Below are 12,235 nucleotides of genomic sequence, written 5' to 3'. Positions count from 1 at the left end.
CCGCCACCCCGGCTCCCGCCGCCGCGCCCAGGCAGCCGACGCTGCTGGGCTCGGTCGGCGTGGGCCGGATCCTGAACGCGATGGCTGCGCACCCGGCCCTCTGCTCCGGCCCTCCGGCGGCGTCCGCCGGTGACGCCTCCCCCTCACTCCTGGACTCGGTCGGCGTGACCGGCCTGTTCCGGGGGCTGACGGAGTCCGGGAGCTGACGATTCCGTCGCCGCCGTCCGATCGATCCCGGCCATGCGGCGCTCGCCCGGAGCGGGAGCGCCGCATGGAACGGCGGTCCGGGCGCTGACATCGGGACGGGCGGGCAGTCAGAGCGGCGGCAAGGGCGCTCTTGCGGATCACCTGCCGCCTGGCTATAAATACGCCCTGGCGCTGACCCAGCCACCCCTGCCGCCGACGAGGAGCCCCTGTGACCATCCCCCCAGGTCGGGCAGCACATTTCACCGCCCTCGATCTCCGCGTTCGCCTGTTAGCGCTATCACCGCGTCACCCCGCCTCATGAAACTTTCTTTTTGCCCACTGGGAAAGCGCTTACCAACCGCAAAGGAAACCGTCATGCGCTTACACCTGGCAGCCTTGGCCACCGTCCTGGCCATGGCCGCGATCACGATCCCGTCCGCCCCCGTACAGGCGGCGCCGCCGACCAAGCAGATGGAGGACCTGGACCGGGGGCTGGTGAGCGTGCGCTCCGGCTCCGGCAACCTCGTCTCCTGGCGCTTGCTCGGCACCGACCCGGACGGCGTCTCCTTCAACGTCTACCGCGGCTCCACCCAGGTGGCCTCGGGCCTGACCGCCTCCACCAACTACCTCGACAACGGGGCCGCCGCCGACGCCTCGTACACCGTGCGGGCCGTGGTCGGCGGCACCGAGCAGGCCGCCTCGCCCGCCTCGCTGCGCTTCACCGGCGGCTCGTACCTCGACGTGCCGATCTCGCCGCCGTCGGGCGGCACCACCCCGGACGGCGTCGCCTACACCTACAGCGCCAACGACGCCAGCGTGGGCGACATGGACGGCGACGGACAGTACGAGATCGTGCTGAAATGGGACCCGTCCAACGCCAAGGACAACTCCCAGTCCGGCTACACCGGCAACGTGTTCGTGGACGCGTACCGGCTGAACGGCACCCGCCTGTGGCGCATCGACCTGGGCCGCAACATCCGCGCCGGCGCGCACTACACGCAGTTCCAGGTCTACGACTACGACGGCGACGGCCGCGCCGAGGTGGCGATGAAGACCGCCGACGGCACCCGGGACGGCGTCGGCACCGTGATCGGCAGCTCCAGCGCCGACTACCGCAACTCCAGCGGCTACGTCCTGTCCGGCCCCGAGTTCCTGACCATGTTCAACGGCCTGACGGGCGCGGCGATGTCCACCGTCAACTACGACCCGCCGCGCGGCACGGTCTCCTCGTGGGGCGACAACTACGGCAACCGGGTGGACCGGTTCCTGGCCGGGACGGCGTACCTGGACGGTGAGCGTCCCTCGCTGATCATGGCGCGCGGCTACTACACCCGCAGCGTCATCGCCGCCTGGGACTTCCGCAACGGCACGCTCACCAAGCGCTGGACGTTCGACAGCAACTCGGCCGGCTCCCAGTACGCCGGACAGGGCAGCCACAGCCTGTCCGTCGGCGACATCGACCAGGACGGCCGCGACGAGATCGTGTACGGCGCGATGGCCGTCAACGACAACGGCTCCGGCATGTGGACCACCGGCACCGGCCACGGCGACGCCCAGCACCTCGGCGACTTCGACCCGGCGCGCGCGGGCCTGGAGTACTTCAAGGTCAGCGAGTCCACCTCCCAGCCGGGCTCGCTCTACATCGACCCGCGCAACGGCTCGGTCCTCTGGTCCACCGCCTCCGGTTCCGACAACGGCCGCGGCGTGGCCGGCGACATCTCGACCGTGCGCATCGCCAGCGAGTTCTGGTCGGCCGCCGACACGACCCTGCGCAGCGTCACCGGCAACAGCGCCGCCCGCGAGCCGTCCTCGGTCAACTTCCTCGTCTGGTGGGACGCCGACCCCGTCAGGGAACTGCTCGACCAGACCAGGATCGACAAGTACGGCACCGACGCCGACACCCGCCTGCTGACCGCCTCCGGCGTGCACTCCAACAACGGCACCAAGGCGACGCCCGCGCTGTCGGCCGACCTGTTCGGCGACTGGCGCGAGGAGGTCATCTGGCCCACCAGCGACAACCGCGCCCTGCGCATCTACGCCACCCCGACGCCGACGGACCGGCGCATCTACACCCTGATGCACGACCCGCTCTACCGGGTGTCGGTGGCCTGGCAGAACACCGCCTACAACCAGCCCCCGCACACCGGCTTCTTCCTCGGCGACCGCATGCCCACCCCACCGAGACCCGACATCTACGTCCGCTGACCACGGCCACCACCAGCCGATCTCCCGGGCCGTCAGCCGCGGAACCGGGCCGCCGCAGCGCGCTCGCTCTTGTCCATGAGGTGCGCATCGGTCTACGGAAGAAGCACGCCGCCATCGGTGTGTCCCATCCACTTGGCGATCGCCTTCGGGTTCTCGCCCTCGGTCAAGAGCAGGCTCGCGTAGTAGTGCCGCGTCGCGTGCCGTGCTCGCGGACGGCAGCCCCGCCATTCTCCCTGCGGGGCTGCCTCGGCGCGTCCGGTGACGGCATCGCCGCTGCGGATCCGGCGGTCACCTGGCTGTCGGCATACGGCTCATGTAGGACGTGAGAGAACGCGGCTGTGACTCGGCGCGACGCTCACCAGGCCCACGCCTACGCCGCCCAGGCCCACCGCGCAATGGACGCCGGCCGACAGGCCGGCCGAAGCGCGAGGCTCTGGAGCTGCTGCGCCCCGGCCGCAGTTGCCATGCCCTGCCCCTGGGCCCGAACCCTGATCCATTCCCGCCACGACACCCCGTGGAGGCCGACGCCCTGTCACACTCGTGCATCTGGACCCGAGCCGCACACGTGGAGATCGACAGCCATGACCTGGATGCTGGACCATCCGAGCTGGCACCTGCCCGGCCGGCCCACCCGCGCCATGCGTACATCGACAGGGGCATGGCTGATCGAGGCGACCGCCGCGTACGACCCGGTCCGGCTCGCCGGTGAGGGAGCACCTCCCCCTCTGGTGACCTACGACCCCGCCGCCCTGGCGGAGCTCCCCTTGCCTGGGGGCCTGGCCGGCGCCCTGCAGGGGCTCCCTCCCGTTCGCCGCGTGACGAACGCCGATCTGTGGGACGCCCTGGCCACGGCCATCATCCGCCAGGTCATCCGCGCCGCCCAGGCTCGGACCATGTACCGGGCGCTGCTCGACGCGCTCGGGCAACCATCCGGCCCCACGTGTCTGCCCCCGACAGCGGAGCAGATCCTCACCATGCCGGATCAGAAGTTCACGGCCCTCGGGATGGCGTTCAAACGCAGCCCTCTCCAGGCCGCCGCCAATGCGTACCTGCGCCACCGTGACGAGTGGGCCGCTATGCCCGCCGACGTGCTGGTCAAGGCCCTGCAGTCGGTACCGCGGATCGGTCCGTGGACCGCCGGCGCCGCAGCCGCGGACCACACCGGAGACTTCTCGCTCTACCCCTACGGCGATCTGGCCGTACGCACCTGGGCCCGCCGAGCCGACCCTGCCTCGATGTGGCCTCACGACGAGCCCGCCTTCGCCGCCCGCTGGCGCGACCTGGCCGGGCCACACCTGTCCACTCTCACCGCTCTCACCCTCTCCTGGGGAGACCACCATGCCCAGCAACCCCCCGCTCATCCAGGAAAGCCCCTGCACTGACCCCAGCGGGCAGCTCGACCTGCTCCTCGTGAACGCGCCGCTGCGCGACTACCGAGTCCACCCCCGTGTCAACGACTACACCTTGCCCGTCCTCGGGATGGCCTACATCGCCACCTACGCCGCCACCCGCGGCTACCGCGTCGGCGTCCTGGACGCCGAGGCCGCCGGGCTCCCGGTGGACGAGACCATCGCTGTCATCAACCAGGCCCGGCCCCGCTGGGCGGGCTTCAACCTGCTGGCCCCCACCTACGAACTGACCGCCACCATCGCGGCTGCGCTCAATCCAGGTATCCGCATCATGGCCGGCGGCCACCACGCCAAGGCCATGCCGCAGCGAATCCTCACCGACCCGCGCATGGCCCGCTGCGACGCCCTCATCCTGGGCGAAGCCGAGACCCGTGTTGTCGAACTCCTCGCCGACCACCGATCCCGCGCCGACCTGCCCGCCGTCATGTGGCTCGACCCGGTCCTTCACCGACCCGTCACCGGCGGCCAGCCCGGCACCGGCCACCACCTGGCACCCGACATCAACGCGCTCCCGTTCGTCGACCGCGGCTACCTCGCTCAAGACCCCTACCTCGCCGACGACGGCCGCTTCGAGGCCAATATGGTGGGCGCCCGCGGCTGCCCCTATGACTGCTCGTTCTGCGGCGCGGCCGTCTCCGCGAACCCGGACGTGACGATCCGCGTACGCGACCCTCTCAACATCATCGACGAGATGCAGCAGCTCAGGGACCGGCACGCGGTGAGGGCATTCCGGTTCGTGGACGACCTGTTCCTCGGAGCCGGCCGCATCATCGACCGGATGACGCACGCCTTCGAGCAGGCCGGCATCGGAAGGTGGGCAGTGTGGGACGCGACCGGCCGGATCAATGTGCTCGACCGGCGCCATGAGGACCAGCTCGACCAGCTCGCCGCGTGCGGGCTACGGGAGGTGGCGCTCGGCATCGAGTCGGGCAGCGAGCGGGTCCTGTCCTACATCGACAAGCGCATCACCCCGGACATGGTGCTCTCGGTCGTCGAGCGGCTCACCCGGCGCGGGATCGGCGTGAAGGGGTACTTCATCCTCGGCTTCCCCGGCGAGAGCCGCGCCGAGCTGCGGCAGACGGTCGACCTCGTCCACCGGCTGTGGGAGGTGACCGAGCATTCCGATTATGGAACGTTCCGGGCATCCGTTTTCCAGTTCCGCCCCTACCCGGGCACGCCGGAATGGGGACGGCTCATGGCCGACGGCCGCTACACCGCCGAGCAACTGCTCGACTACGCCCCCGTCGACCTCGGAGCCGACGACGCCGCCCTGCGCGGACGCGACGAGTTCAATTTCTCCTCCGGCATCCAGTTCGGAGAGGCCACCGAGAGCGAGATCCATCAGCACCTGGCCGAACTCGCCCGCGAACAGCACGCCCGACGCCGCACCACCGGGAGCCGCTGATGCCCGGCCTGTTCATCACCGTCGATGGGCCAGGCGGCGCCGGCAAGTCGACCCTCCTGCCGCTCCTCGGCGCCGCGTTGGAAGAGATCGGCCACACCGTCCACCTGACCCGAGAGCCGTCGGCCGGGCTGCTCGGCCGCGCCGCCCGCGAGCGCACTGTCGACTTCCACGGGCTGTCGCTAGCGTGCCTGGTCGCCGCCGACCGGTTCCATCACCTGGCGACGGAGATCCAGCCGGCGCTGGCCCGTGGCGAGCTCGTGCTGTGCGACCGGTACGTGCCGTCCTCCTACGTCCTGCAGGTGCTCGACGAAGTGCCGCTGGAGTACGTCCGTCGCCTCAACGCGCCCGCCCGGCGTCCGGACCTGGCGTTGATCCTCACCGCCGCGCCGGACCTGCTCGACGCCAGGCTGCGAGAGCGCGGCGCGCACTCCCGGTTCGAGCACGACGGCTCCAGCGGCCCCGAGGTCCGCCTGTATGACGAGCTCGCCGACCTCCTCATCGAGGACGGCTTCCCGACGTTCAGATTGGACACCGGGGAGTTTTCACCGCAAGCCGCCGTCCACGCCATCACCCGCCACGCCAGTGCGCTACTGTCACGCAACCAAGCGGAGTAGCTCACAGAGGTGATCGGCCATGACGCAGCGGTACCGGGTGGTCGTCGACGTCCACGTGATCCTCGAGCGCGGCAGCGACATCCTGCTGTGCCTGAGAGACGGCACCGGATACAGAGACGGCTGGTACTGCCTGCCCTCCGGTCACCTCGAAGAGGGCGAGACGGTGGTGGACTGCGCGATCCGCGAGGCCAGGGAGGAGGTCGGCGTCCGCCTGGACCCGGCCTTCCTGCGGCCCGCCACCGTGGTCCACCACCTGTCGCCGGAGGGCAAGCCGCGCATGGGCGTGTTCTTCGCCACCGGCTCGTGGAAGGGCGAGGTGGTCAACGCCGAGCCGGCCAAGTGCGCCGAGCTGCGCTGGGTCCCGGCCGAGCGGCTACCGGACAACACCGTCCCGTACACGGCCGCGGGGGTCAGTCTCCATCTCGACGGCGTGGGCCTCGGTCTGCACGGCTGGCCCGAACTCGCCCCCCGATAGACACGCACCAACGATCAGCAACCGTCGGTTGCGTAGGCATGCCGACCTGGTACACATCACACGGTCTCGTGGAGGCTGCGGATCGAGGTCGATCGGGAGGGCTGCGCGGCCCTCGTACTGGATAGGCGTCTTGCTCGGGGGTCAGTGGCGGAGGGCGGCGCGGGCGGTGGCCAGGGTGGAGCGGGCGCGGGGCAGGGCGGTGAGGCGGTCGGACAGCGCCGACAGGGCCGAGGTCAGCAGTTCCGCGGGGACGCCGCGCGCCGTCAGCACCCTGCTCATCCAGCTCACATAGGAGGAGAAGAGTTCGGGATCGTCCACGTACAGGGCGGCCCGCAGGTAGTCGACGAGGTGGGCGACGTGCTCCGCGGTCCGTCCGAGCTGCTGCTCCGTGGCGGCGGGCACGTCGGGGACGCTCCTGGCCAGTTCCTCCACGACGTCCCGGACCACGTCCGGGGCGGACCGGGTGAGTTCGGCGTACTCCGGGTCGGCCAGGTGCCGCGGGTCGTCGGGGCTACGGCGGCCGGGCGCGGGCCGGCGCGGCGGTGGTCCCGTGGCCAGGAGGTCGGCGGCGGCGCGTGCGTCCGGGGCCCAGGCGTCGGCCCCGAGCAGACGGGCGTAGCGGCCGTCCGCGCCGAAGGCGGGACCGCCGGCCACGACCGGCATGCCCGCGGCCTGGCAGGCGGTGATCGCCCCGTGCGCGGCCGGCAGCCGGACCGCGAGCGAGCCGGACAGCGCGACGACGTCCGGGTTCGTCAGGTGGAGCTGGGCGACCAAGTGCGGCGTGGGGACCTGGCCGCCCAGGTAGTCCACGTGCCAGCCGCGTCCCCGCAGCACCTCGGCCAGCAGCCGGGCCGGGAAGGCGTGCCACTCGCCGTCGATGCACGCCACCAGGATCCGTCCAGGGGCCGGCTGCGAGTCGGCCCGTTCGCCGCAGCGGTCGGCGAGGGCGTCGAGCACCCGCTCGTTGACCGCCGTCGCGGTGTGCTCCTGGGCGACCGTGATGCGGTTGGCCGCCCAGTCGCGGCCGATGCGCGACTGCACGTCGGCGACGATGTCCAGCAGCAGGGTCTCCATGGGGATCCCGGCGTCGAGCGCGGCCATCGCCACGTCGGTGGCCGCGTGCTCGTCACCGGCCGTCGCCGCCGCCCACAGCGCCTGCGCGCGCTCCTCGACGTCACTCGTCACGGGTGTCCTTCCGCGCCGCGCGCGGGGCCGAGATGGCGACGACCGCCATGTCGTCGTGCTCGCGCTCGCCGGCCCATTGGGAGGCCAGCATCTGCACCCGCTCCGCCAGCGCCTCCGGCGGCATGCCGGCGCACTGCCGCAGGTGCTCGCCCAGCCGCTCCTCGCCGAGGAACTCCGAGCCGAGCGGGCCGCCCCTGGCCTCGATGATGCCGTCGCTGTAGAGCAGGCAGGTCTCGCCGGGTTCCAGCACCACCGAGTCGGTGACGCTGGTGACGTCCTCCAGCACGCCGATCAGCGTGCCGACGGCCGGGACCGTCTCGACGCGGCCGTCGTTGCGCAGGATCAGCGGCGCGGGGTGCCCGGCGCTGGTCAGCCGCAACGCCACCCGCGAGCCGCGGTGCTCGAACGAGGCCAGTACGAGCGTGACGTAACGGGACGGATCGCCGTCGGCGACCAGCACCCCGTTCAGCAGCTCCAGCACCCGCTGGTGGTCGTCGGCCAGCGGCAGCAGGGCCCGCAGCGTGTTGCGGATGCGGCCGGTGAGCACGGCGGCCTCCAGTCCTTTGCCCGCCACGTCCCCGAGCACCACCAGCGACTCGCCGCCGGTGCCGGCGGCGGGGTACACGTCGTAGAAGTCGCCGCCGACCCGCTCCTCCTGGCCCGCGGGCCGGTAGAGCGCCGCCAGCTCCACGCCTTCCAGGTCCGGCGTGGGCGGCGGCAGCAGCTCGGCCAGCAGGGTCTCGGAGACGACGGCCTGCTCGGCGTACAGGCGGGCGACCGAGATGGCGGAGCCGGCCCACATGGCGAACAGCCGTACGAACAGCCCCTCGTGCTCCGAGAAGCCGGCCCGCGTGCCGCGCACCAGCACCAGCGCGCCCGCGGGCAGCCCGTGGCCGGGCAGCGCGGTCACCGCCACCGACCCCGCCGCCCCGGACCCGTCGCGCAGCACCCAGCCGGGGACGTCCGCGGGCGCGGTCCAGCGCGTGGGCACCGGCGGGAAGCCCTGCAGCGCCTCGGCGAGGCCGGGGAGTGTGCGCGGGTCGATGTCCAGGTCCTCCCTGACCGGCTCGCCGCGTGGGCCGCAGCGGGCGATCGCGTACCTGCGACCGGACAGCGGCAGGACGACCAGCGCGACGTCGGCCAGGCGGCGGGCGGCCAGGCAGGCGGTCGTCTCCAGGCAGCGGTCGAGGTTCAGCGACGGCAGCAACTCGTTGCCGGCCTCGGTGATGAACCCGGCCCAGTCCCGCAGTGACCGCAGTGCGCGCTGTTGCGCGGTGACGTCGACGAGCCACCAGACGGCCCGGTCGCCGGCGGCGCACACGGCGTGCGCCTGGTAGACGCGCTCGCCGATCCGGCCGTACGGCGCCTCCCGTCCGGGGCCGGCGCCGCCGGCTCCGTGCCCGGAGGAGAGCAGGTGGTGCGCCTGCGAGAGCCACTGCGGGGCGGTCCTTTCCAGCCGCTCGCCGACGACGGGACGGGCCGGCGGCACGGCGAGCAGCGCGCGGGCCGCCTTGTTCGCCTGCTCGACGACTCCCGCGGTGCTGACCTCCAGCATGGGGTACGGCGCGTCCTCCCACACCGTCCGGACCATGGCACCATCCCACCCGAATTCACCAGATTCCTCACGCTACCGGCGAAGCGTCACCACCATCTGCCTGCTATATCGCTTCTTTGCAGGATCTTTCACCTGGTTCCCTCGCCCCAGGAAACCCGCACGACCCGGCCCGCCCGGGCGGGGACCGGATGGCCTGCGCACCGAAGCGTCGAGCTCCGGGGCGGGAGCCGGACGAGAGCGAGCGGCCCCGCAGGCGTTCTTCCTGGCGCACGAGCCCGGCGGGTCCTGACCTGAAGGGCCGCAGGCCGCCGGTGCGGCCGGAGGTAGGCTGGTCACCATGGCCGAACACGTCCCGGAGCACTCCCCCGCCGACGACGGCCCGCCCGGCCTCTCGTGCGGCGTGGAGTTCGTGGACGTGTTCAAGGTGCTCGGCAAGCGCTGGAACGGCATGGTGCTCGTCGCCCTGATGGAGCGGCCGGCCCGGTTCGGCGAGCTGGCCAGGATGGTCTCCGGCATCACCGACGCCATCCTCGCCGACCGCCTGCGCGAGCTGATGGCGGCCCAGCTCGTGGAGCGGCAGCTCGCCGAGGGGCCGGGCGGCGCGGTCCGCTACCGGCTCACCCCGGTCGGCGAGGATCTGCGCCGGGCGTTCGAGGAGTTGCGCTCCTGGGCCGAGCGCAACAACGTCGGCGAGCTCTGCCGTTCCTGAGCCCGGCCTCTAGCGGCGGGCCAGGTCGATGAGTTCGGCGTAGAGGGCGAGCGTCTCGTCCACCGTGCGGTCGGGTTCGGCGTTCGTGGTGGTGAACAGGACGTGATCGACGCCGGTGCCCTCCAGCCCCGCCAGGTCGCTGGCGATCTGGCTCGGGGAGCCGCCCAGGAACGGGCGATCGCCGCCCAGCGGCTCGGTGGTGGGCGACTCGTTGGCCCTGGCGACCACGGTCACCGAGGCGGGGTCGCGGCCGAGGTCCTCGACGGCCGACCGGTAGCTCTTGACCAGGTCGAGCAGCGCGTCGCGGGAGAGCGCCACGGGGTTGAGGCCGTCGGCGATGCGGGCGGCCCGCCGGACGCCGGCCGGCGTCATCGCGCCGAGCAGGATCGGCAATCGCGCCTGCGCCGGTTTGGGGTTGATCTCCGACTCGGCGATGGTGGTGAACTCGCCCTCGTACGAGACGGGGTCCGGCCCCCAGCAGGCCCGCATGGCGGCGACGACCTCGTCCATGCCGCGTCCGATCCGGCTCATCGGCACGCCGGTCGCGGCGAACTCCTGCGGCATCCACCCCTGGCCGAGCCCGGCCACGGCCCGGCCGCCGCTGAGCTGGTCGAGGGTGGCGAACCGCTTGGCCAGCACGGCCGCCGGGTGCAGCAGGGCGTCGACGATGCTGGTGCCGAGCTTGATCCGCTCGGTGACGGCGGCCACGTAGCTCAGCGTCTCCAGCGGCTCGTAGACCAGCCGGTAGACCTCGGGCACCCGCTGTGGGTCGCCGCCGCCCATGGGTATGGGTGCGGTGGGACGGAGCAGCCGTTCGTAGGTCCACACCGAGTCGTACCCGAGCCGTTCCGCCTCGCGCGCGACGCGGGTGATGTTGGCGGGGCCGGCCAGCGGCCCGGAGGTGGGCAGTGCGATACCGAGTTCCATGATGGCGACACTACTATGTTTTTCATAGCCCGCTAGTCAAAAGATAGTGCTGGTCGAGCATGGTGGGGCGGCCCCGCGCGAGAGGGCGGCGGGCAGGCGGGCCCGGTAGTGTCGCAGGCGTGCGAAGCGTGGGGCCGGAGGGTCCGGAGGGAAAGGTGTCCGCGCCGTTGAGGCGGTTGTGGCGGCTGCCCGCCGGCTCCCAGCGGGGCCGGCCGAACTCGGCGTGGTGAACCTGATCGGCGGCTACGTCCGCACCGCCAGCGCACAGGAGCAGCAGCTCGCGCAGGGCCGCCAGGGCGGCGGCCTCGACCAGGCCCGGAGCGAACGCGACCACGGCCGCACCCTGGCCCGGCTCGTGGACCCCGGCCGCTTCCCCGACGCGGCCGAGATGTTCGCCTCCGTCCCACTCCCCTACGACGGCGACTTCGGCTTCGGCCTCGAACTGATCCTCAACGGCGTCGACACCCTCATCACCACCGCCACCCGCGAACTGACATGACGGGAAGTACGGCGGCCACGCCGATCCTCGACTGGCGACACCCCCTGGTGCAGGAGCTGTCCGCCGAGGCCCACGGGTCCGAACGGGCCTTGCTGATCACGGCCCACCGGCTCATCACCACCCGGGTCCGGGGCCTGCTGCTCGACGGCCGCTTCTGGCACCCGCGCCGAAACCCGACTTTCCGGGCGGCCCAGGGCTAAGTCTGGCCGGGGTGCCGGGGCGATCTATGCTGCGGTTCGTGATGATGACGGATGTCGAGTTGGCCAGGGCGGCGGCGCTCGCCGGGGGTGCCGTCGTGCGTGACATGTTCGGCGGGCCGGGGGAACGCCTGGAGAAGGGCGGGGGCGACTTCGCCACGGCGGCCGACGTGGCGGCGGAGCGGGCCGTCACCGACGTGATCCGCGCCGCCCGGCCCGATGACGCGGTGACCGGCGAGGAGGGCGGGCGCTCGGGGCCGTCCGGGGCGGAGCGCATGTGGCTGGTCGATCCCCTGTGCGGCACGCTGAACTACGCCGTGCGCAGCCCGCTGGTCTCGGTGAACGTCGCCCTGCGCGCGGGCCGGGACGTCACGGCGGCGGCTGCGGCCGACCCGTTCGCCGGTGAGGTGTTCTGGACCGACGGCGTCCGGGCGTGCCTGCGCCGCGACGGCGTGGACGAGCCGCTGCGGCCGTCGCCGGACTCGAACCTGGTGGAGGTCAACCTGGACCCGCCGTTCCCGAACGCGCCCGGTTTCCGTGCCGCCGCGCTGCTGGCCGACCCGGGGTTCGGTGCGCGGTTCCGCCCGCGGGTGCTGTCCACCACGCTGGCGGTGGCGTGGGTCGCGGCCGGCCGGCGGGCCGCGTACGTCACCGACGGCCGGATGCACGACAACGTGCACTTCGCCGCCGGGATCGCGGTGTGCCGGGCCGCCGGCTGCGTGGTGACCGGGCTCGACGGCCGTCCGTCGCTCACCGGTTCCGGCGGGCTCGTCGTCGCGTCCGACGACGAGACCCACGCGGCGTTGCTGGAGCTCGTCGGCAGTCTCCGGTGACCGCTCTCACCTGGGCCGACGCTTGCTGATCGGCGG

General features: G+C 72.4%; 13 protein-coding genes. 10 read left to right on the top strand and 3 right to left on the bottom strand.

Going from position 1 to position 12,235, the window contains the following annotated elements:
* The 6 genes from FAF44_RS24755 to FAF44_RS24730 form a co-directional block, all read left to right on the top strand.
* Window positions 1–206, top strand: a 206-nt coding sequence (locus tag FAF44_RS24755) for a hypothetical protein (protein WP_237105628.1), incomplete at its 5' end; no start/stop codon positions are given.
* A gap of 355 nt (window positions 207–561) precedes the next feature.
* On the top strand, window positions 562–2,391 hold the full coding sequence (locus FAF44_RS24750; protein WP_272894960.1) for a rhamnogalacturonan lyase: 1,830 nt from the start codon (window positions 562–564) through the stop codon (window positions 2,389–2,391).
* A 581-nt stretch (window positions 2,392–2,972) separates the two neighbouring features.
* Window positions 2,973–3,773 (top strand): hypothetical protein, encoded by an 801-nt coding sequence (locus FAF44_RS24745; protein WP_237105627.1) that lies wholly within the window; start codon window positions 2,973–2,975, stop codon window positions 3,771–3,773.
* Window positions 3,730–5,205: a radical SAM protein gene (locus FAF44_RS24740; protein ID WP_237105626.1), complete on the top strand. Its 1,476-nt coding sequence runs from the start codon at window positions 3,730–3,732 to the stop codon at window positions 5,203–5,205. Before FAF44_RS24745 ends, FAF44_RS24740 begins: the two co-directional genes overlap by 44 nt.
* The gene (gene tmk / locus FAF44_RS24735) at window positions 5,205–5,819 is read left to right on the top strand and encodes a dTMP kinase (protein ID WP_237105625.1); all 615 of its coding nucleotides are present in this window, start codon (window positions 5,205–5,207) and stop codon (window positions 5,817–5,819) included. The genes FAF44_RS24740 and tmk overlap by 1 nt, the downstream gene beginning before the upstream one ends.
* Before the next feature lie 19 nt (window positions 5,820–5,838).
* Entirely contained in the window at window positions 5,839–6,294 is a 456-nt protein-coding gene (locus tag FAF44_RS24730; RefSeq protein ID WP_237105624.1) for an NUDIX domain-containing protein, read from the top strand.
* 141 nt (window positions 6,295–6,435) lie between these two features.
* On the opposite strand, the gene FAF44_RS24725 is transcribed toward FAF44_RS24730, so the two are convergent.
* Window positions 6,436–7,479, bottom strand: a complete 1,044-nt coding sequence (locus tag FAF44_RS24725) for a B12-binding domain-containing protein (RefSeq protein ID WP_237105623.1) — start codon at window positions 7,477–7,479, stop codon at window positions 6,436–6,438.
* Window positions 7,469–9,070, bottom strand: a complete 1,602-nt coding sequence (locus FAF44_RS24720) for a PP2C family protein-serine/threonine phosphatase (RefSeq protein WP_237105622.1) — start codon at window positions 9,068–9,070, stop codon at window positions 7,469–7,471. Before FAF44_RS24720 ends, FAF44_RS24725 begins: the two co-directional genes overlap by 11 nt.
* A gap of 301 nt (window positions 9,071–9,371) precedes the next feature.
* Here FAF44_RS24720 and FAF44_RS24715 point away from each other — a divergent pair, with 301 nt between their 5' ends.
* The gene (locus tag FAF44_RS24715; RefSeq protein WP_237105621.1) at window positions 9,372–9,743 is read left to right on the top strand and encodes a helix-turn-helix domain-containing protein; all 372 of its coding nucleotides are present in this window, start codon (window positions 9,372–9,374) and stop codon (window positions 9,741–9,743) included.
* Window positions 9,744–9,752: 9 nt separating this feature from the next.
* Here the strand turns inward: FAF44_RS24715 and FAF44_RS24710 are convergent, their stop codons facing one another.
* Window positions 9,753–10,670, bottom strand: coding sequence for a TIGR03619 family F420-dependent LLM class oxidoreductase (locus FAF44_RS24710; protein ID WP_237105620.1), 918 nt, complete (start codon window positions 10,668–10,670; stop codon window positions 9,753–9,755).
* Between the two features lie 178 nt (window positions 10,671–10,848).
* Between FAF44_RS24710 and FAF44_RS24705 the strand changes: the two genes are divergently transcribed.
* From FAF44_RS24705 to FAF44_RS24695, 3 genes are read left to right on the top strand one after another with little or no spacing between them, the layout of a single operon-like run.
* Window positions 10,849–11,169 (top strand): TetR/AcrR family transcriptional regulator C-terminal domain-containing protein, encoded by a 321-nt coding sequence (locus FAF44_RS24705; protein WP_237105619.1) that lies wholly within the window; start codon window positions 10,849–10,851, stop codon window positions 11,167–11,169.
* Window positions 11,166–11,369: a hypothetical protein gene (locus FAF44_RS24700; protein WP_237105618.1), complete on the top strand. Its 204-nt coding sequence runs from the start codon at window positions 11,166–11,168 to the stop codon at window positions 11,367–11,369. Before FAF44_RS24705 ends, FAF44_RS24700 begins: the two co-directional genes overlap by 4 nt.
* A 41-nt stretch (window positions 11,370–11,410) precedes the next feature.
* Window positions 11,411–12,199 carry an inositol monophosphatase family protein gene (locus tag FAF44_RS24695; RefSeq protein WP_237105634.1) on the top strand — a complete coding sequence of 263 codons (789 nt, stop codon included), beginning with the start codon at window positions 11,411–11,413 and terminating at the stop codon, window positions 12,197–12,199.
* The last annotated feature ends 36 nt before the right edge of the window (window positions 12,200–12,235 follow it).

The organism is Nonomuraea sp. MG754425 (assembly GCF_021699195.1).
Classification (GTDB): domain Bacteria; phylum Actinomycetota; class Actinomycetes; order Streptosporangiales; family Streptosporangiaceae; genus Nonomuraea.
The sequence above is the reverse complement of the archived record's forward strand: the minus strand, read 5'-3'. Positions and strand labels throughout refer to the sequence as shown.

Bases quoted from the DNA above. Each gene is read 5' to 3' on its own strand.
- FAF44_RS24750 (WP_272894960.1), top strand. From the start codon at position 562: ATGCGCTTACACCTGGCAGCCTTGGCCACCGTCCTGGCCATGGCCGCG.
- FAF44_RS24745 (WP_237105627.1), top strand. From the start codon at position 2,973: ATGACCTGGATGCTGGACCATCCGAGCTGGCACCTGCCCGGCCGGCCC.
- FAF44_RS24740 (WP_237105626.1), top strand. From the start codon at position 3,730: ATGCCCAGCAACCCCCCGCTCATCCAGGAAAGCCCCTGCACTGACCCC.
- tmk (WP_237105625.1), top strand. From the start codon at position 5,205: ATGCCCGGCCTGTTCATCACCGTCGATGGGCCAGGCGGCGCCGGCAAG.
- FAF44_RS24730 (WP_237105624.1), top strand. From the start codon at position 5,839: ATGACGCAGCGGTACCGGGTGGTCGTCGACGTCCACGTGATCCTCGAG.
- FAF44_RS24720 (WP_237105622.1), bottom strand. From the start codon at position 9,070: ATGGTCCGGACGGTGTGGGAGGACGCGCCGTACCCCATGCTGGAGGTC.
- FAF44_RS24715 (WP_237105621.1), top strand. From the start codon at position 9,372: ATGGCCGAACACGTCCCGGAGCACTCCCCCGCCGACGACGGCCCGCCC.
- FAF44_RS24710 (WP_237105620.1), bottom strand. From the start codon at position 10,670: ATGGAACTCGGTATCGCACTGCCCACCTCCGGGCCGCTGGCCGGCCCC.
- FAF44_RS24700 (WP_237105618.1), top strand. From the start codon at position 11,166: ATGACGGGAAGTACGGCGGCCACGCCGATCCTCGACTGGCGACACCCC.
- FAF44_RS24695 (WP_237105634.1), top strand. From the start codon at position 11,411: ATGATGACGGATGTCGAGTTGGCCAGGGCGGCGGCGCTCGCCGGGGGT.